14 protein-coding genes, 1 other RNA gene, 1 pseudogene and 1 other annotated feature are annotated in these 18,812 nt (G+C 48.8%); all 16 genes and pseudogenes read right to left on the reverse strand.

Annotated elements, in window-relative coordinates:
* Positions 1-5: 5 nt before the first annotated feature.
* Positions 6-770 (reverse strand): tRNA threonylcarbamoyladenosine dehydratase, encoded by a 765-nt coding sequence (locus N179_RS07660; RefSeq protein WP_023468920.1) that lies wholly within the window; start codon positions 768-770, stop codon positions 6-8.
* Between the two features lie 92 nt (positions 771-862).
* A non-coding RNA gene (gene ssrS, locus N179_RS07665) (6S RNA) lies at positions 863-1,052 on the reverse strand.
* Between the two features lie 74 nt (positions 1,053-1,126).
* The gene (locus N179_RS07670) at positions 1,127-2,311 is read right to left on the reverse strand and encodes a DASH family cryptochrome (protein WP_075642576.1); all 1,185 of its coding nucleotides are present in this window, start codon (positions 2,309-2,311) and stop codon (positions 1,127-1,129) included.
* A gap of 290 nt (positions 2,312-2,601) precedes the next feature.
* Positions 2,602-3,186, reverse strand: coding sequence for a DNA-3-methyladenine glycosylase (locus N179_RS07675; RefSeq protein ID WP_023468923.1), 585 nt, complete (start codon positions 3,184-3,186; stop codon positions 2,602-2,604).
* 62 nt (positions 3,187-3,248) lie between these two features.
* Positions 3,249-5,015, reverse strand: a complete 1,767-nt coding sequence (gene aspS, locus N179_RS07680) for an aspartate--tRNA ligase (protein ID WP_023468924.1) — start codon at positions 5,013-5,015, stop codon at positions 3,249-3,251.
* Positions 5,012-6,292, reverse strand: coding sequence for a histidine--tRNA ligase (gene hisS / locus N179_RS07685; protein ID WP_023468925.1), 1,281 nt, complete (start codon positions 6,290-6,292; stop codon positions 5,012-5,014). Before hisS ends, aspS begins: the two co-directional genes overlap by 4 nt.
* A 42-nt stretch (positions 6,293-6,334) precedes the next feature.
* Positions 6,335-6,556: a binding site (T-box leader), on the reverse strand.
* 45 nt (positions 6,557-6,601) lie between these two features.
* Positions 6,602-7,051: a D-aminoacyl-tRNA deacylase gene (gene dtd, locus N179_RS07690; protein WP_035396647.1), complete on the reverse strand. Its 450-nt coding sequence runs from the start codon at positions 7,049-7,051 to the stop codon at positions 6,602-6,604.
* 14 nt (positions 7,052-7,065) lie between these two features.
* Positions 7,066-9,264 carry a RelA/SpoT family protein gene (locus tag N179_RS07695; protein WP_023468927.1) on the reverse strand — a complete coding sequence of 733 codons (2,199 nt, stop codon included), beginning with the start codon at positions 9,262-9,264 and terminating at the stop codon, positions 7,066-7,068.
* A 141-nt stretch (positions 9,265-9,405) separates the two neighbouring features.
* Positions 9,406-9,924 (reverse strand): adenine phosphoribosyltransferase, encoded by a 519-nt coding sequence (locus N179_RS07700; RefSeq protein WP_023468928.1) that lies wholly within the window; start codon positions 9,922-9,924, stop codon positions 9,406-9,408.
* On the reverse strand, positions 9,903-12,212 hold the full coding sequence (recJ, locus tag N179_RS07705; protein ID WP_075642577.1) for a single-stranded-DNA-specific exonuclease RecJ: 2,310 nt from the start codon (positions 12,210-12,212) through the stop codon (positions 9,903-9,905). The genes N179_RS07700 and recJ overlap by 22 nt, the downstream gene beginning before the upstream one ends.
* Before the next feature lie 72 nt (positions 12,213-12,284).
* Positions 12,285-14,496: pseudogene (secD, locus tag N179_RS17135) on the reverse strand (protein translocase subunit SecD).
* A 153-nt stretch (positions 14,497-14,649) separates the two neighbouring features.
* Positions 14,650-14,940, reverse strand: a complete 291-nt coding sequence (yajC, locus tag N179_RS07720) for a preprotein translocase subunit YajC (RefSeq protein WP_023468932.1) — start codon at positions 14,938-14,940, stop codon at positions 14,650-14,652.
* A gap of 72 nt (positions 14,941-15,012) precedes the next feature.
* On the reverse strand, positions 15,013-16,158 hold the full coding sequence (tgt, locus tag N179_RS07725) for a tRNA guanosine(34) transglycosylase Tgt (RefSeq protein WP_029342245.1): 1,146 nt from the start codon (positions 16,156-16,158) through the stop codon (positions 15,013-15,015).
* Entirely contained in the window at positions 16,158-17,198 is a 1,041-nt protein-coding gene (gene queA, locus N179_RS07730) for a tRNA preQ1(34) S-adenosylmethionine ribosyltransferase-isomerase QueA (protein ID WP_075642579.1), read from the reverse strand. The genes tgt and queA overlap by 1 nt, the downstream gene beginning before the upstream one ends.
* A gap of 4 nt (positions 17,199-17,202) precedes the next feature.
* On the reverse strand, positions 17,203-18,198 hold the full coding sequence (gene ruvB, locus N179_RS07735) for a Holliday junction branch migration DNA helicase RuvB (RefSeq protein WP_023468935.1): 996 nt from the start codon (positions 18,196-18,198) through the stop codon (positions 17,203-17,205).
* Between the two features lie 4 nt (positions 18,199-18,202).
* Positions 18,203-18,796 (reverse strand): Holliday junction branch migration protein RuvA, encoded by a 594-nt coding sequence (ruvA, locus tag N179_RS07740; protein WP_023468936.1) that lies wholly within the window; start codon positions 18,794-18,796, stop codon positions 18,203-18,205.
* Positions 18,797-18,812 lie beyond the last annotated feature (16 nt).

Raw genomic sequence — 18,812 nt, forward strand, 5'->3', positions numbered from 1 at the left:
TTTTTTTAACGAACGCGTTCGATCGTCACGCCGGCTTCACGGACGATCTCGTTGATGACGTAGCTCGCTGCGATCAATCCACCAACTGATGGAACGAACGCATTTGAACTTGGCGGCATCTTTGCCTTACGAATTGCAGCCGCATCGTTTCCGACGACTTGACGGACTTCTTCGATGATCTTAACGGGCGGTTCATCGGAGAAGACGACAGGAACACCTTTATGGATGCCGGCTTTCCGAAGTTTCGTCCGAATGACCTTCGCTAGTGGATCATAACTTGTATCTTTGATGTCAACGATCTTGATGCGTGTTGGATCCATCTTGTTCGCCATCCCCATGCTTGAGATGATTGGAATGTTACGTTTCTTACATTCCTGAATCAAGTGAATCTTGAACGAGACCGTGTCCGATGCATCGATGACATAATCCGGTTGCTGTTCGAAGAACGACTCGAATGTCTCTTCATTGTAGAACATCTTCAAGCGAACGATTTCAAGATCCGGATTGATTAACGCAAGACGTTCTGCCATCGCATCGACCTTCGGTTGACCAACCGTCGGAAGCAAAGCATGGATTTGTCGGTTGACGTTCGTGATGTCGATATCGTCCTTATCGACAAGAATCAAACGACCTACACCACTGCGGGCAAGTGCTTCTGCTGAGAACGATCCAACACCACCGATACCCAGAATAGCGACGGACTTGGATGCCAATGCGTCAAGTCCAGTTTTACCGATTGCTAATTCATTACGCGAAAATTGATGTAACATCTCATAACCTCACAATACTCATACTGTTTTACTCGGAATTATATCATAAAAAAAACGTCATGCGACGTGTCAAACAACAAAATAATAAGACGATGGGACCCGAAGTGCCGTGTCGATACCTTATTTTTGAACCTGCTGTGCAGGTGGGTGTCTTATCCGATTCCTATTCGTACGTCCTCCTGCTGTGTTACGAGGCATGTACTACTAGTTGGAACGTCAAACTCCCTATCAAAAAAGAGTGGCTCAAAGATAAAAGGCGGCTCTCGTACAATTCAGGAACCCCATCTGATGCATTTAATATAGCATCCTCCCCTCTGAAATGCAACTACTTCCCACTCCAGAAAAAGATGCTTTTTTCAGGTCCAACGTTTCGTGAAGTGTTGATTCGGATCATATCGTTGTTGTTGGAATGCAGGATCAAATCGTGGTGTGCGTGTTGCATTCCCAACACCCGCGATGAACGCCCAGTTCCCATAATTCGAAGCGACATCATAGTCGATCAATTGCTGTTCGAAATATCGCGCTCCGATGCGCCAGTCCTGCTTTAATTCATGAATTAGATAACTGGCAACGATCTGCCTGCCGCGGTTCGACATCCATCCCGTCTCGCGAATCTCGTTCATGAAGGCGTCGACGAATGGCACACCAGTTTTTCCTTCTATCCAGCGTTCGACAGCCAGCTGGTCCGCCTTCCACGTGTATTGACCTTCTTGTAATCCGCTCGCACGGAACAGACGGCTTCCTGTCTCACGCATCGTCAAATGGAAGAAGTCACGCCATAACAATTCGAAATACAACCAGTACGTCGATTCATTCGCTCCCTGTTTTCGCTCGGCTTCTTGTAATTCAGCCATGACGCGGCGCGGTGAGAGTGAACCGTTCGCTAGCCAGGCAGACAACTTCGAAGAATCATTTCGTAAGAACCCATTCCGTGTTTCTTTATAGGTGAATACGGGCTCGGCGAGATATTCCTGAAGGCGTGCCCTTCCCGCTGATTCGCCTCCCCGAAATGGGAACGCGGTCTCTGGGGCCGCTTCAACTGATTCCTCTTTTATTAGCTGAATACCGGTTGGTGGATCGAGTGGATCGTAGAAGGTCCCTTTCGCCTCGACCCGTTTTCGAAATGCCGTAAAGACGCGCTTTAATTCATCACTTCCGATATCTTCCCGACGATGTAACGTCTGTGTTTCAAAAGAGCGGACGGTATATCTGTCTTCGATATACTGCTCACTTGTCGCTTCTTCTGTTCCGGTCATCTTATGGAAATAGACGGTATCATCCGCTTGCAGATAAGAATCGAGTGCCTCACTTGTCTCCCCTTCTACTATATCTAACGTAATCCCGATTTGAGACAGATGGCCCGCTAAGTTATCAAGTGTCTCTTGTTCGAACCGTGCTTGTTGTGTACCTCTTTTAAAATCGCGTTTCTTTTGGTCTTTGACGTATACGGCACGAATGACGTCCTGTTCTTCACACGCACTCCGAAGTGCCTCATGATCATCGACACGTAAATCATGACGATACCAAACGACTGCTCCCATATTGATCGACTCCCTTCTCCTTATACTATGACCCGACCAAGGTAGATAGAAAACCACTTGATGTGCCGATGAGGTTTTAAGACGTTGTTTTCGTGGAATATGATTAGTACAACAAATCAGAGGAGTGAATGAATCAATGGCAGCAAAACGCGGTAAACTCAGAACATTAATGACGCTCGTAACGACGGTTGGTCCAATCGTCTATAAATTCTATAAAAAGCAACAGTCGAAAAAATCAATCAACAACCCTAAATAAAAAATGGACGTCTCCTTATCGGAGCGTCCATTTTTTAACGTTTACTTACCCCTTCACTCGCCTCTACATAAAAACGCCATGGATAGGCTGTCGCTTCTCCTGCATTCGGAATACCGATCCGTGTCGTCTGGACGACCGCGTCGACCGAGTCAGCAACAAGTCGGAAACGGTCTTGATAAAGATCCTGTCCCGAATCAGCTGTCGTTAGACCGAATCCTTGGCACAGTTTCGCCGGTCCATTGACGAGATTGCGTCGTTGCGCCGCTGTCAACTCTGCGTAGGAACAACCAAAACGACGTTCCGCGACGAGATCGTGCCCACTAATGATTTCCGCACCTCGTAGCAATAATCCGTATCCTTCCCCTTCATGTCCACAAACGATATTCATGCAGTGATGCATCCCATATGTGAAATACACATAGAGATGCCCCGGTGGACCGAACATCGGTGCCGTCCGTTTCGTTGGTTTTCCGGAAAACGAATGCGCTGCTTGATCGTGAGGACCGAGATAGGCTTCGACCTCGACGATCCGCATCGTCACCTCATCGACTGTGATCTGTGTTCCTAAGAAGTCTGGACCGACTTCAACCGGAGACCGTTCAAAAAAGTGTCGTTCCATCCGTTCATCCTCCTTCATGAAACAAGCGAATCTCCCATACCGGAAGATTCGCTTGTCGTATCTTAAGATTGTTTGACCGCTGTTCGAATCGAGAGATCGTTTAATTGTGCATCCGAGACTGGGCTTGGTGCTGCCGTCAACAGATCACTTGCTGATGCTGTTTTCGGGAAGGCAATCGTATCACGCAAGTTTGAACGTCCTGCGAGTAACATAACGAGACGGTCTAGACCAAGTGCGATCCCCGCATGTGGTGGTGTTCCGTATTCGAATGCTTCCATCAAGAAACCGAACTGCTCGTTTGCTTCTTCTTCTGTGAAGCCAAGCAACTTAAACATCCGCTCTTGGATATCCCGTTCGTAGATCCGTTGTGATCCACCGCCGAGCTCGTATCCGTTCAAGACGAGGTCGTACGCGACGGCGAGGACTTTTCCAGGATCCGTCTCGAGCAATTCGAGATCTTCACGACGTGGCATCGTGAACGGGTGGTGGTTCGCGTAGAAACGACCTTCTTCTTCTTCATACGTGACGAGTGGGAAGTCCGTCACCCAAAGGAAGTTGAAGACCGACTCATCGATCAAGTCCAGTTCCTTCGCTAATTTCTGACGGAGCGCACCTAAGCTGTCTGCTACGATCGATGCTTTTGCTGCGACGAACAACAATAAGTCGCCTGCTTCCGCACCTGTCGCCGCTGTCAGGCGAGCAGCTGCTTCTTCGTCGAAGAACTTCGCGATCGGACCGTTAAGTCCGTCCCCTGTCACTTTGACCCACGCGAGACCTTTTGCACCGTAAATCGCCGTGAATTCTTGTAACTTATCGATATCTTTCCGCGAGAAGCGCTCTGCTGCACCTTTGACGTTCAAGGCTTTAACTTCGCCACCAGCTTCTAGTGCCATGTCGAATACTTTGAATCCTGCCCCTTTGACGGCTTCCGCGACATCAATCAATTCGAGACCGAAGCGTGTATCCGGTTTATCCGAACCATACCGGCTCATCGCTTCCGCGTACGGCATCCGTGGGAACGGTGTCACGATATCTTTACCAAGCGTTTCCTTCATGACACGCGTCATCATCGATTCCATCATCGCATACAAGTCTTCGATGTCCATGAAGCTCGTCTCGATGTCGACTTGCGTGAATTCAGGTTGACGGTCTGCCCGTAAGTCTTCGTCACGGAAACAACGTGCAATTTGGAAGTACCGTTCAAAACCAGACACCATCAGCAATTGTTTGAACAATTGCGGTGATTGTGGCAAGGCATAGAACTCACCTGGGTGAACACGACTCGGAACGAGATAGTCACGTGCGCCTTCTGGTGTTGATTTCGTTAAGATTGGTGTCTCGACTTCCAAGAAGTCTTGCTCATCGAGGAAGTTCCGCATAATGTTCGATGCTTTCGAACGAAGACGGAATGTCTCTTGAAGCGACGGACGACGCAAGTCAAGATAACGATATTTAAGACGTAAATCTTCTGACGTCTGCTCTGCTTCTTCACTGATCGGGAATGGTGTCATCTTCGCTGCATTCAAGATGACGACTTCATCCGCGACGACCTCGACTTGCCCAGTCGGAATGTTCGGGTTCGGATTCTCACGTGCGATGACGTGTCCTTTGATATCGAGGACATACTCTGAACGAATTGATTCTGCAAGGCGGTGTGCCTGCTCGTTTTCCGGTTGGAAGACGATTTGGACGATACCACTCCGGTCGCGGAGATCAAGGAAGATCAATCCTCCTAAGTCACGTCGTTTTTGAACCCATCCTTTAAGTTGAACGTGTTGTCCGATGACTTCTTCCGTCACCTGACCGTTCATATGCGTGCGTCCGATCATTGTGCTTCCTCCTTTAATTTCGCGACGATCGTATCAGCGACTGCTGATAACGGAACGTCCGTCTGTTCCCCTGTAGCCATGTTCTTCAGCGCCGCTGCACCACGCTCGACTTCTTCATCCCCGAGGATGACCGTGTAGCGTGCTTTCAAGCGATCGGCTGCTTTGAATTGTCCTTTGAACTTCCGACCGAGATAATCCCGATCGGCGACAAGTCCTTCGAGACGCATCAATTGTAAGAGACGTGTTGCTGTCTTTTCGACTTCGTCACTGCCTTGCGCGACGATGAAGACATCGATTTGATCATCGACTGCCGGTAAGACGTTCTCATTCTCAAGCGCCATCAATAAACGCTCGATGCCGATTCCGAATCCGATTCCCGGTGTTGCCGGTCCACCGATTTGTTCGACGAGACCGTTGTATCGTCCACCACCACATAGTGTCGTGATTGCTCCGAAGCCTTCTGCTTCTGACATGATCTCGAACGCCGTGTGATTGTAATAATCGATTCCGCGAACGAGCGTTGGATCAACGACATACTCGATGCCGAGTGCATCTAAGTGAAGCAATACTTCGTCGAAGTAAGCTTTTGATGCCGGGTTTAAGTAATCGAGAATTGATGGTGCTGTTGCCATGCTCGGGTGATCGCGGTCGACCTTACAGTCAAGGACACGAAGTGGATTCGTTTCGAGACGGTTCTGACAGTCCTGACATAACTCGTGAACGACCGGTTTGAAGTGATCGACAAGTGCTGCCCGGTGTGCGGCGCGACTTTCGTTATCCCCGAGTGTATTGATGACGAGCTTAAGGTGCTTCAATCCAAATGAACGGTAGATGCTCATCGCGAGACTGATGACTTCCGCATCGATCGCTGGTTGTTCACTGCCAAGTGCTTCGACTCCGTATTGGTGGAGCTGACGGAAACGACCTGCTTGCGGACGTTCATAACGGAACATCGGTCCAATGTAGAACAATTTCGTCGGTTGGTTTGGTGAACCGAACAGCTTGTTCGTTACGAATGAACGAACAACAGCAGCCGTTCCTTCTGGACGTAACGTCAACTGGTCTTTTCCGCGTTTCTCAAGCATGAACATCTCTTTTTGAACGATATCCGTCGTCTCACCGACGCCACGTTTAAAGAGTTCTGTCTCCTCAAAAATCGGCGTCCGGATTTCCTTATAGTTGTAACGCTTACTAATGTCACGTAATTGTTGCTCGATGTACTGCCAGCGTTCGACTGTTCCTGGAAGGACATCAAACGTACCGCGTGGTAATTTCATCTCAAATTCCTCCTTTTTTGAATACAAAAAAGTCCTCGTCCGCAAAGGGACGAGAACTTGAAGATCCCGTGGTACCACCCTGGTTGTCAAATCACATTTGACCACTCGGTGCAGTTAACGCCTGCGTACGACCTTCCCTACTATCGGTTCAGGAAGATACCTCGGAAGGGTCTTTCATCGAGTTCGTCTGTTCGCCCTTCCAGCCAAGGGGCGACTCTCTAAGCAGACGAGGTCTTGATTACTCCTCTTCGTCTTCGGTCGTATGAATCATTTGGTTACGTCTAATATTGCCTCGTCTCTCGGTTCCTGTCAAGCGTTTGCTTCTTTTTCAAGAATCAATGTCACCGGTCCATCATTGACGAGCGCGATATCCATCATCGCACCGAACTGACCTGTCTCGACTGTCAGTCCTTGCGCGCGAAGACGTTCATTGAACGCTTCATACAATTCGTTGGCAACATCAGGTTTCGCTGCTTCCGTAAACGCTGGGCGACGTCCTTTTTTGACATCACCATACAACGTGAACTGCGAGACGGATAGAATCTGACCGTCGACATCTTGCAACGAGCGGTTCATCCGTTCCTCTTCATCTTCAAACACGCGGAGTCCTGCGATTTTATCAGCTAACCAGTTCACCTGATCGATCGTGTCTTCGTGCGTGACACCGACAAGCAAGAGAAAACCTTGCTTGATTTGACCGATGACCTCCTGATCGACTGTGACACTTGCTTCTTTGACTCGTTGTAATACGACTCGCATGACTCATCCGCTCCTTACGTCATCATGACGCGATGCACAGCATACACGTCAGAGATTTGTTTGATCCGATCGACGACTTTTTGTAAATGGTTGACGTTGTTGATCGCGATCGTCATCGTGATTTTGGCTTGTTTACTGTCGTCGCCTTTCCCGCTGACGGCAACAATGTTCGTATTCGTCGCAGATACCGACTGCAGGACATCGTTCAATAATCCAGCCCGGTCGAATCCAGAAATTTCGATTTCGACGTTATAACTCTTAACGGCTTTGCCTTCGTGTTCCCACTCGACTTCGAGCAAGCGTTCTGGATTTTGTTCATGAATGACATTCAAACAATCCGTCCGGTGAATCGAGACACCCCGTCCACGTGTGATATACCCGACGATATCGTCCCCTGGTACTGGATTACAACAACGACTCATGCGAACGAGCATGTTATCGATTCCTTTGACACGAACGCCTTCTGGATTTTCCTTCTTCGGACGATCAAACGTCTTCATCTCACTGATGGCTTCGTTCAGTTCAAGATTTTTGGACTCTTTGTCTTTGCGTAACTTTTCCGTCAATTTATGCGCGACTTGGGCAGCGGTCAGACCATGATACCCAACAGCAGCATACATGTCTTCTTCTTGCGCGAAGTTGAACTTCCGCGTCACGTCTTCGAGCGTCTTTTCATTGATGACTTCCTTCGGCTCGAATCCGAGTTTCTTGACTTCCGCTTCGATCAGTTCCCGTCCTTTAGAGACGTTCTCTTCGCGTTGCTGACGTTTGAACCATTGACGGATCTTGTTCTTCGCCTGACTCGACACACAAATCTTGAGCCAGTCCTTACTTGGACCATAACTGTGTTTTGATGTGACGATTTCAATGATGTCGCCTGTCTTCAGCTTATAATCAATCGGTACCATCCGTCCGTTGACTTTCGCTCCGATCGTTCGGTGACCGATCTCTGTATGAATCCGGTAGGCATAATCAATCGGAACAGAGCCTTTCGGCAATTCGATGACGTCGCCTTTTGGTGTAAAGACGTACAACATGTCACTAAAGAAATCGACTTTGACCGATTCCATGAATTCTTCAGCATCCGCCGTATCCTTCTGTAACTCAAGAATTTCACGGAAATGGGCAATCTTATCCTCAAAGCCTGATTTCGCTTCCTGTTCCTTGCCTTCTTTATACGCCCAGTGAGCGGCAATCCCGTACTCGGCAATAAAGTGCATGTCCCGTGTCCGAATTTGGACCTCGAGCGGCTCGCCTTTCGGTCCGATGACCGTCGTATGCAGCGATTGATACATGTTCGGCTTCGGCATCGCGATATAATCCTTGAAACGTCCCGGCATCGGTTTATATTGCGTATGAATGATTCCGAGAACAGCGTAACAGTCCTTGATTGAATCGACGATGATGCGCACAGCCATCAAGTCATAAATTTCGCTGAACTCTTTTTTCGAGTTTTGCATCTTGTTATAAATGGAATAGATATGCTTCGGACGTCCATCGACTTCCGCTGCGATTTGTACATCATCGAGTACTTCGTTGACCTCTTCAATGACCGAACTGACTAGCGCTTCGCGTTCCGTCCGTTTTTGTTTCATCATTGAGACAATCCGGTAGTACTGTTGTGGATTGATATAACGCAAACTGATGTCTTCGAGTTCCCACTTGATCGTCGAGATCCCGAGACGATGCGCAAGCGGTGCAAAGATTTCGAGCGTCTCTTCTGCCTTTTGCACCTGCTTTTCCTTGACCATATGTTGCAACGTTCGCATGTTATGCAAACGGTCAGCCAGTTTGATCAAAATGACGCGAATGTCTTCTGCCATCGCGATGAACATCTTTCGGTGGTTCTCAGCCAATTCTTCGCGTTTCGATTTATATTTGATTTTCCCGAGTTTCGTGACGCCGTCAACGAGCATCGCGACGTCGGGTCCGAATCGTTCCGTTAATTCTTCGAGTGTAATGTCCGTATCTTCGACGACATCATGAAGAAGCGCAGCGACAATCGTCGTTGCATCCAAACCAATATCGACTAAGATACCGGCAACTTGTACCGGATGAATGATGTAGGGTTCCCCAGAGCGGCGGAATTGCCCATCATGTTCGTCTTTCGCGAATTGGTAAGCCCGTTCGATGTCTTTGACTTCAGCTTGCGTCATGTATTCCGCACATCGAGCGAGAAGGTCTTCTACATTTACGATTTGTTTGTTTGTCATCCCTTTTCCTCACCCAGTCCCCGGGATCGTCTGCAACGGAATCCCTAATATATAGTTCTTATTATCGTGAAATCTTGAGAAGATGTCAAAATAAAAAGAAATACCCCCTTGGTCTCCATGTACCAAGAGAGTATATATGCTTTAGTCTTCGTAACGAATCAATGAAAGAACGTCGTATCCTTCGAGTTTCTCACGTCCACCAAGACCATCGAGTTCAATCAAGAATCCGATTCCGGCAACCGTTCCGCCTAATTTTTCAATCATTTGGATCGTCGCTTCGATCGTACCACCTGTTGCAAGCAAGTCGTCAAGGATGACGACGCGTTGTCCTGGTTGAATCGCATCTTCATGCATCGTCAAGACGTCTTTTCCGTACTCAAGACCATACTCGACACGGACTGTCTCACGTGGTAATTTTCCTTCTTTACGGACAGGTACGAATCCGATTTCCATCGCGTAAGCGGCTGGGCAACCAACTACGAATCCACGTGCTTCCGGACCCGCGATGACATCAGCACCTTTACTGCGTGCATATTCGACAAGTGCATCAACCGATTGTTTGTATACTGGTCCGTTCTGCATGAGTGATGTGATGTCTTTGAAACTGATTCCTTCTTTCGGCCAGTTTTCGACCTCTTTTATATGCTGTTTGAACTCCATGTCTTTTCCTCCTGCTTCGCCGCTTCTACCAAAGTATCAAAACGCTCTTTCAACTGAGCGAGTGACGAATAAATGTATTGTTGCTCGAGCTCTTGACGCGCTTCATGACGCTGGTACGTCGGAGCTTCCGTCAGATCTCGCTTTGCAGCATTTGGGTTCACACCCGGCAGCCCGTCCTCCATTGTAACAAGAAAATCAAGTTCCGAGAATACCGAATGCATAAAGTTAATCGATCGTTTCGTCCATTTTCGCGATTTCGACAAACGTACAAGACCGATCCGGAGCTCGTCACGCGGACATTTCGCGAAATACTGGAAGTAATGCTTGAAGTCCTCCCGCGATGGAATCGTCTCGAAATAATATCCCTCGTCCTTAAAGGCACAATAAATCCTCTCTGCCTGTTGGACGTATGGATGAAACGCAACTTCTTCTTCCGGTAGATCGAGGAAGACGATGTTTTGACGAATCGGTCCGTTCAACGGACGTTCCGCGTACTTCTCCTTCACCTCATCAGTAAAGGCAACGAATGTCGTCGTCTCATGCGGTAAGGCGAATAGTTCGCTCAGCGGTCGCTTACCGCCACGGTAATCGAATACTTGAACATCTTCGACAGCGACGTCTTGAATCATCAATTGTGGTTTACGGAAGCCATTCCACTCGTTGATGTTCAGACTGCCCATCAAGTGAATCTCGGATAAGGTCGAGACTTCATCGACAAGGTCGCCGAAGCCAAAACCGATCGCATCGAGTTCCTTCCCATCGCCTGATAGTAGTGCTTTGACATGCGTCAAATCGCGACCGATCCGTTTCATGTCACGGATCTTCGCCTGCTCGATGACGATTCGTGGCGCAGGATTTCCCATCCCGAACGGCGCGAGTCGCTGAATATCTTCAATCAACTGGATTGAGACATCACTGACCTGTAGACGTAGATCGACATCAATTGTCGCGATGAAGGCATCGTCTGGCAATGTACTTGCTTGTTCATTCAAACGTTGACGTAACGTCTCGACGTCATCGGAAGAGAGCGTCATGCCGGCAGCAGCCGGATGTCCTCCGAAATGCGGCAAGATGTCTTCACATTTCGTGAGTTCAGCGAAGAGATCAAAGGCTGGAATCGATCGTCCAGAACCCTTCGCTGTTCCTTTTTCAGCATCATGACACAGCATGATGACGGGACGGTGATATTTTTCAACGAGTCGCGAGGCGACAATCCCGACGACACCTGGATTCCAGTCTGCCGCATCGACGACGAGCACGCGGTCATCTTTAAAACGTTCTTCGACAAGTGCCGTTGCTTCCTCTGCAATCTGTTTGACGATATCTTGACGTTGTTTATTTTGTTGGTCGAGTTGTTTCGCGAGATGAAGTGCCTCATCCTTACTTTCCGCTAGTAACATCTCGAGCGCTGGCATCGCTGAATCAAGACGACCTGCCGCATTGATCCGCGGACCGAATGCAAATCCGACTGATTCTTCCGTCAGTTCGTCTTCCGTCAAACTACAAACGTCCCGTAACGCTAGGATACCCGGACGTTCACTCGCATTCAGCGCCTCGATGCCGCGGATCGCAAGCAACCTGTTCTCTCCGACGAGCGGCACAAGATCGGCAATCGTTCCGAGCACGGCAAGATCGAGTAACTCGACGGGTTCACGGTCAAGGAGTGCATGTGCGACTTTAAAGGCAACACCTGCCCCAGCAAGCTTCGAGAACGGATAGTCTGGATCGACACCTGGGTGAATTAAGGCAAAGACATCAGGTAACGTTTCTTTTGCTTCGTGGTGATCGGTGATGATTAAATCGACCCCGAGTTCCTTTAGGACATCGGCTTCATGAATGCCGGAAATCCCACAGTCGACCGTGATAACGAGGCTGAACCCTTCTTCTGCCGCCCAGCGAAACGCGGCTTCGTTTGGTCCATAGCCTTCCGTGAAACGGTTCGGGATATAACACTCTGCCATTCCTCCGATTTCAATCAAGGCATGCCAGAGAATCGCAGCGGAACTCACGCCGTCGACATCATAATCACCGTAAATCAAAATCATCTCGCCCTCGTCGACGGCACGTTGAATCCGTTCTACGACTTTTGGCATGTCTTTGAAAGCAAATGGATCATGAAATGCCATTTGATCGGTCTCTAAAAAATCACGGGCAGCTTCACGAGTCGTGAATCCCCGTTGGACAAGTAGTTGTGCGACGTGCGGTGAGATTGTGCCATCCGCCGTCAATTGTTCGATTTGTTCTGAATCGATGACTTTATCAAGCCATGTTTTTTTAGCATGGTACATCTCAAACCCTCCAATCAACTTCCCCATTATAATTGAAAATCCGCACCAGCGATAGCTGATGCGGATACTCTTTTAAGAAGCGCGTTTTGTACGACCAAGTGTACGACCCTTCATGACGAGCCAGAGTTGCGCGGCGATGAAGATCGAAGAATACATCCCCATGATCAACCCGACAAGCAGGGCGAGACTGAATCCACGGATTGCTTCGCTACCGAAGATGTAGAGCGCTGCTGCTGTCATGACGACCGTGACGACGGTATTGATCGAGCGGATGATCGTCTGTTGGATTGATTCATTGACGATATGCGCCAATTCATCAAACGAGACTTTCCGACCACCTTTTTCAGCGAGTCCGAGATTTTCTCGTACCCTGTCGAACGTAACGATCGTATCGTTGACGGAATACCCGATGATCGTCAGGATTGCTGCGATGAAGTACAAGTTGACTTCGATCTGGAACAGCGAGAAGAATGCCACGATCATCAACGCATCATGTAGCAATGCGAGTACTGTCGCAATTCCGTATAACGGTTGGAATCGGAACGAGACGTAGATGACGATCCCGAGTGACGCGAGCAAGACGGCATAAATCGCGTTACGCGCGATTTCTTGACCAACTTGTGCGGAAACCGTCGAGATGCTCGGTTCCTTATCATACTGCGCTTCAATCGTTTGTTTCATTTCAGAAATTTGATCCTGACTAAATTCACCAACGAACGTGACGTTCGCTAACTTTCCGCCTTGAGCGAACTGAATGCCATCGATTTCTTCCGCATCGATCCCGGCATCTTCAATGACGGAGCGAACGTCCGCTTCCTTAATTTGATTCTCAGAAGAAATCTCGACGCGAGTTCCTTGCGTGAAGTCAATCCCAAGGTTCAGACCACGGAACGACAACAAGAGTACAGAAACGATGACAAGCGCGATCGTGATCGCGAAATAAATTTTTCGATGTTTGATGTAATCGAATTTCGTAGGATTAAAGCTCACGGATTTCACTCTCCTTTACACCGAACCATGATTTCTTCTTATCGAACCATCGGCTACTGACAAGGAGTTGCATCAGGTAACGTGAGACAAAGACGTTCGTGACGAACGTGACGGCAATCGAAACCATCAACATGATGGCGAATCCTTTGACCGTACTTGTACCAAAGTAGTACAACACGCCAGCAGAGATCAACGTCGTCAAGTTGGCATCAAGAATCGTACCGAATGAACGACGGTTACCGGCTTTGAATGCAGACAAGACGGATTTTCCACTTCGTAATTCATCCTTGATCCGTTCAGCGGTGATGATGTTCGCATCGACCGCCATCCCGACTCCAAGAACGAGTGCGGCGATCCCCGGTAACGTGAGGACGGCGTTGATCCCGTTAAAGAAGATCATGACAAGATAGATGTAGAACAGCAACGTGATGATGGATACGAATCCAGAGATCCGGTAGAACAGTAGCATGAACAAGAAGACAGCGGCTACACCAATTGCTGACGCGAACAATGTTTGATCAAGTGCATCCTGTCCAAAAGCAGCAGAGACCGACGTCGAGTAGATTTCCTCGAGTTTGACCGGTAACGCACCGGCGTTTAGGATCGAAGACAATTGTTTCCCGTATGCGGCATCGATATCGCCACCAGAAATGATCGCTTTGTCCGAATTGATTGGTTCTTGAACAGATGCATCCGAAACGATTTTCGAGTTTTTCTTTTGAATCTCTTTTTCGTACGAATCACCTTTCTCGTAATCGAGCCAGATGACGAGACGATTCGCAGGTGGTTGCATTTGTGAAATCTTTTGAGTCACATCATAGAACTTTTGTTTTGATTTAAGTGAAAGTTCTACAAGCGGTTGGTTCGTTTGTGGATCGTATCCGACTTTTGCGCCTTTGGCTTTTAAATCCGCTCCATCCAGTAACAACTTATTGTTGATGTCACGGAATGATAATTGTGCTGTCGAAGATAGGATTTGACGCGCTTCCGTCTGATCCTTGACGCCAGCAAGCTGAACGCGAATCCGGTTATCGCCTTCGATCCGGATGTCTGGTTCAGAGACACCGAGGACGTTGACACGGTTCTCGATTGCCGTCAGCGTCGCACTCATCGCATTTTGATCGATGACGTCTCCTTCTTTCAGTGGTTGTACTTCATACAAGACTTCGAAGCCACCCTTAAGGTCAAGGCCAAGCTTCGTATCCTTCAACAACCATGACGATGTCGTACCAATCAGTACGAGCAACGCGATGACGACGATGAAGAATGTGGCAAGTTTCCCTTTCTTGATCATGCTACATTGTCCTTTCTCTAGTTCCCAGTATATTTTCAGACAACTTTGTTCTCCTATCCTAGCTTACAAAAGAAATGGTAATCTTAGCAAACGTTTTTCTCATATATAAACAGAAAAGACGCTCCGGAATCCGGAAAGCGCCTTTTCAATGCCTTATTCGACAGTTTCGTCGTCCATGACAGTCGTTGATTTTTTCGTCACTTCTGCGACAGCACTCCGGTTGAATGTCAATTGTGCATTACCTGACTTCAATGTCACCGTCATGTCGTCAACTTTTTGGACAACCCCGTGAAGACCACCGATCGTAACGATCGAGTCGCCGCGTGAGAGTTCATTTTGCATCTGACGCACTTGCTTCTGGCGTTTGTTCTGTGGACGGATCAACAAGAAATAGAACACCACGAAGATCAAGATCATCGGGAGGAATGTGAATAAACCTTCCATCTGATTCAGCTCCTTTTATCATTCAAATCACGTTCATTATACCGTGAAAGAATTGATTTGTCAGACGATTTGTTAGAAATTCTTTGCGTTCGGTAAATTGTAACCGTATTCTTCGAAGAATTCTTCCTTGAAATCGAGCAGACGATCCTCACGAATCGCTTGGCGAACGCCTTCCATCAACTTGACGAGGAAGTGAAGATTGTGTGTCGAACACAGATGCAGACCGAATGTTTCTTGCGCCCGGATCAAGTGATGGATGTACGAACGCGAGTAATTCTTACACGCGTAGCAATCACATTTCTCATCGAGCGGACGGAAATCACGTGCATATTTCGCGTTCCGGACGACGAGACGTCCTTGTGATGTCATCAATGTGCCGTTTCGTGCGATCCGTGTCGGTAAGACACAGTCGAACATATCGATTCCGCGAATCGCACCTTCGATCAATGCGTCCGGTGAACCAACGCCCATCAAATAACGTGGTTTGTCTTCCGGCATGAGTGGTGTCGTGAATTCGAGCGCACGGTACATGACGTCTTTTGGCTCTCCGACCGATAGACCACCGACCGCATAACCCGGGAAATCAAGGGCAACGAGGTCTTTTGCACTTTGGCGACGCAAGTCTTCGTATTCTCCGCCTTGGATGATACCGAACAGCGCTTGATCGTGTGGACGTTCGTGCGCAGCAAGACAACGTTCCGCCCAGCGGCTCGTCCGTTCGACAGATGCTTTCATGTACTCGTGAGAAGCTGGGTACGGTGGGCACTCGTCAAACGCCATCATGATATCTGAACCGAGTGCATTTTGAATTTCCATCGCTTTTTCCGGTGATAAGAACAATTTGTCCCCGTTCAAGTGGTTACGGAAATGAACACCCTCCTCAGAAATGTTCCGAAGATCAGCAAGTGAGAAGACTTGGAAGCCACCTGAATCCGTGAGAATCGCGCCATCCCAGTTCATGAATTTATGCAGACCGCCCGCTTCCTTGATGACATCATGTCCTGGACGCACCCAGAGGTGGTACGTGTTCGCGAGGATGATGTTCGCGTTCATGTCCTTGATTTGTTCCGGTGCCATCGTCTTGACCGTCGCTTGCGTTCCGACCGGCATGAAGACTGGTGTCTCGAAACTACCGTGCGGCGTGTGGACGATTCCTAACCGCGCTCCGGATTGTTTACATGTTTTGATATGTTCATATGTTACCGCGTGTTTTGTCATTAGTTTCGTTCCTCTCTCGTTAAGAACATCGCATCACCGAAGCTAAAGAAGCGATAGCCGTTTGCGACTGCTTCTTCGTAGGCATGCAGAATGTGTTCCCGTGTCGATAACGCGGACACGAGCATGATCAATGTTGATTTCGGTAAGTGGAAGTTCGTGATCAGACCATCAATCCCTTTGACTTCCTGACCCGGGAAGATGAAGATGTCCGTCCAGCCCGTTGCTTCGACGAAGTCGCCATGGTCGCGAATGACCGTCTCAAGCGTCCGTGTCGACGTCGTCCCGACCGCGATGATCCGTCCGCCTTGTTTTCGTGTTTCGCGTAGCAAAGCAGCTGAACTTTCCGGCAGTTCGTAGTACTCACTGTGCATCTTGTGACTATCGACGTCGTCGACCGAGACAGGACGGAATGTGCCAAGTCCAACGTGTAACGTCAATGGTGCGATCCGAACGCCTTTCGCTTTAAGCGCTTCAAGCAACTCGGGTGTAAAGTGAAGACCAGCCGTCGGTGCTGCCGCACTTCCGCGTTCCCGAGCATAAACCGTCTGATAACGATCTTGATCCTCGAGTTGTTCATGAATGTACGGCGGTAGTGGCATCGTTCCGAGTTGGTCGAGCACTTCATAAAAAATGCCGTCATAGAAAAACTTCAGGATGCGTCCTCCGTCTTCAAGTGCTTCGACACACTCAGCACGAAGTAATCCGTCACCAAACGACAAAATCGTTCCTGGTTTGACGCGTTTTGCCGGTTTCGCCAGTGTTTCCCACACATCGTCACTCGTTTGCTTCAAGAGTAACAATTCGATCTTCCCACCCGTCTCTTCCTTCACACCAAAGAGACGTGCTGGTAAAACTTTCGTATCGTTGATGACGAGTGTATCACCTTCGCGGAAGTGATCGACGATATCACGGAAGTGTTGATGCTGAATCGCACCCGTCTCCCGATCGAGAACCATCAATTTCGAACTCGTCCGGTCGAGCAATGGCACTTGGGCAATTTGTTCGTCTGGTAAATGAAAATCAAATAAGTTTACATCCATTGGTTCAATTTCCTTCTTTCAGTCCTAAATGTTGGCGGGCGAACGGTGTTAAGACACGTCCGCGCGGAGTACGTTGTAAAAAGCCTTGTTGTAGTAGATATGGTTCATATACATCCTCAATCGTCTGCGCATCTTCCCCGATCGTCGCTGCGATCGTCTCAAGACCGACCGGACCACCGGCAAACCGTTCTGCAAGCGATCGTAGTAAACGATGGTCGACATCGTCGAGCCCAAGCGCATCGACATGCAAACGATCAAGTGCACTTGTCGCGAGCACGGCATCGATCTCGGTTTGATGCGCGACTTGCGCAAAATCACGAACACGCCGTAACAACCGGTTCGCGACACGTGGTGTTCCACGTGAACGAAGCGCGATGGCTTCTGCTGCCAGACGATCCGCTTCGAATCCGAACAATCGTGACGTCCGGGTTACGATGGCAGACAACTCTGACATCGTATAATATTCAAGCTTCAGCGTCACGCCAAAACGATCACGGAGCGGTGCCGATAACATCCCGGCACGCGTCGTTGCACCAACGAGCGTAAACGGTGGTAAATCAATTCGGACGCTGCGGGCGAGTTCACCTTGACCGATGACGATATCGAGACAATAATCCTCCATTGCCGGATACAGAATCTCTTCGATCGATCGACTCAATCGATGAATCTCGTCGATGAACAGGACATCGCCCGGTTCAAGCGATGATAGGATCGCCGCTAAATCACCCGGTCGTTCAATTGCAGGACCGGCTGTCGTCTTGATGCCGACCCCCATCTCGTTCGCAATGATCGTCGCAAGCGTCGTCTTCCCAAGACCCGGAGGACCGTAGAGAAGCACGTGATCGAGTGTTTCCTGACGAATTTTTGCCGCCTCGATGAAGACACTTAAGTTTCCTTTTGCTTTCTCCTGCCCGATGTATTGCTCGAGCGTCTGAGGACGCAGACTCCACTCTTCTTGATCTTCCGCATGGGCGGATTCTGACAAAATGCGCTCTTCCATGTCCTCACCTCACATTCAATAACAACTGGAGTGCCCGTTTGACATATTGATCCGTCGACAGGACTTCTGCCTGCAACGCTTTTTTGACTTTCTCGACTTCTCGGTCACTGTAACCAAGCGCCGTCAAGGCTTCACAAGCTTCATTCAGCTCAGCATTGCCTTGCGCGAACAAGCCTTCGCTCGGTACGTAATCAGGTGCGAGCTCGGCTAACTTTCCTTTTAGGTCGAGCGTCATTTGCTTCGCTGTTTTCTTGCCGACCCCCGGGAACTTGACGAGATAACTCTCTTTCTCTTGTTCAATTGCTTCAACGAGCGCATCGACATTCCCTGATGCGACGATCGCGAGCGCTCCCTTCGGTCCAATTCCTGTGACACCGAGCAACTTCGTGAACAAGGCACGCTCACGACGGGAACGGAATCCAAATAAGACTTCTTGGTCCTCACGGACATAATGATACGTATATACGATGATCTGTTCGTCTCCGGTCCGATAAAAAAACGGGTTCGGTGCTACGATCTTGTAGCCAATCCCGCCAACTTCTACCGTCACGAATTCCGCACAGACATAAGCGACTTCGCCGCGTACGAATTCTATCAATGTGGAACGCTCCCAT

Source organism: Exiguobacterium indicum HHS 31, assembly GCF_001939065.1.
Taxonomy (GTDB): domain Bacteria; phylum Bacillota; class Bacilli; order Exiguobacteriales; family Exiguobacteriaceae; genus Exiguobacterium_A; species Exiguobacterium_A indicum.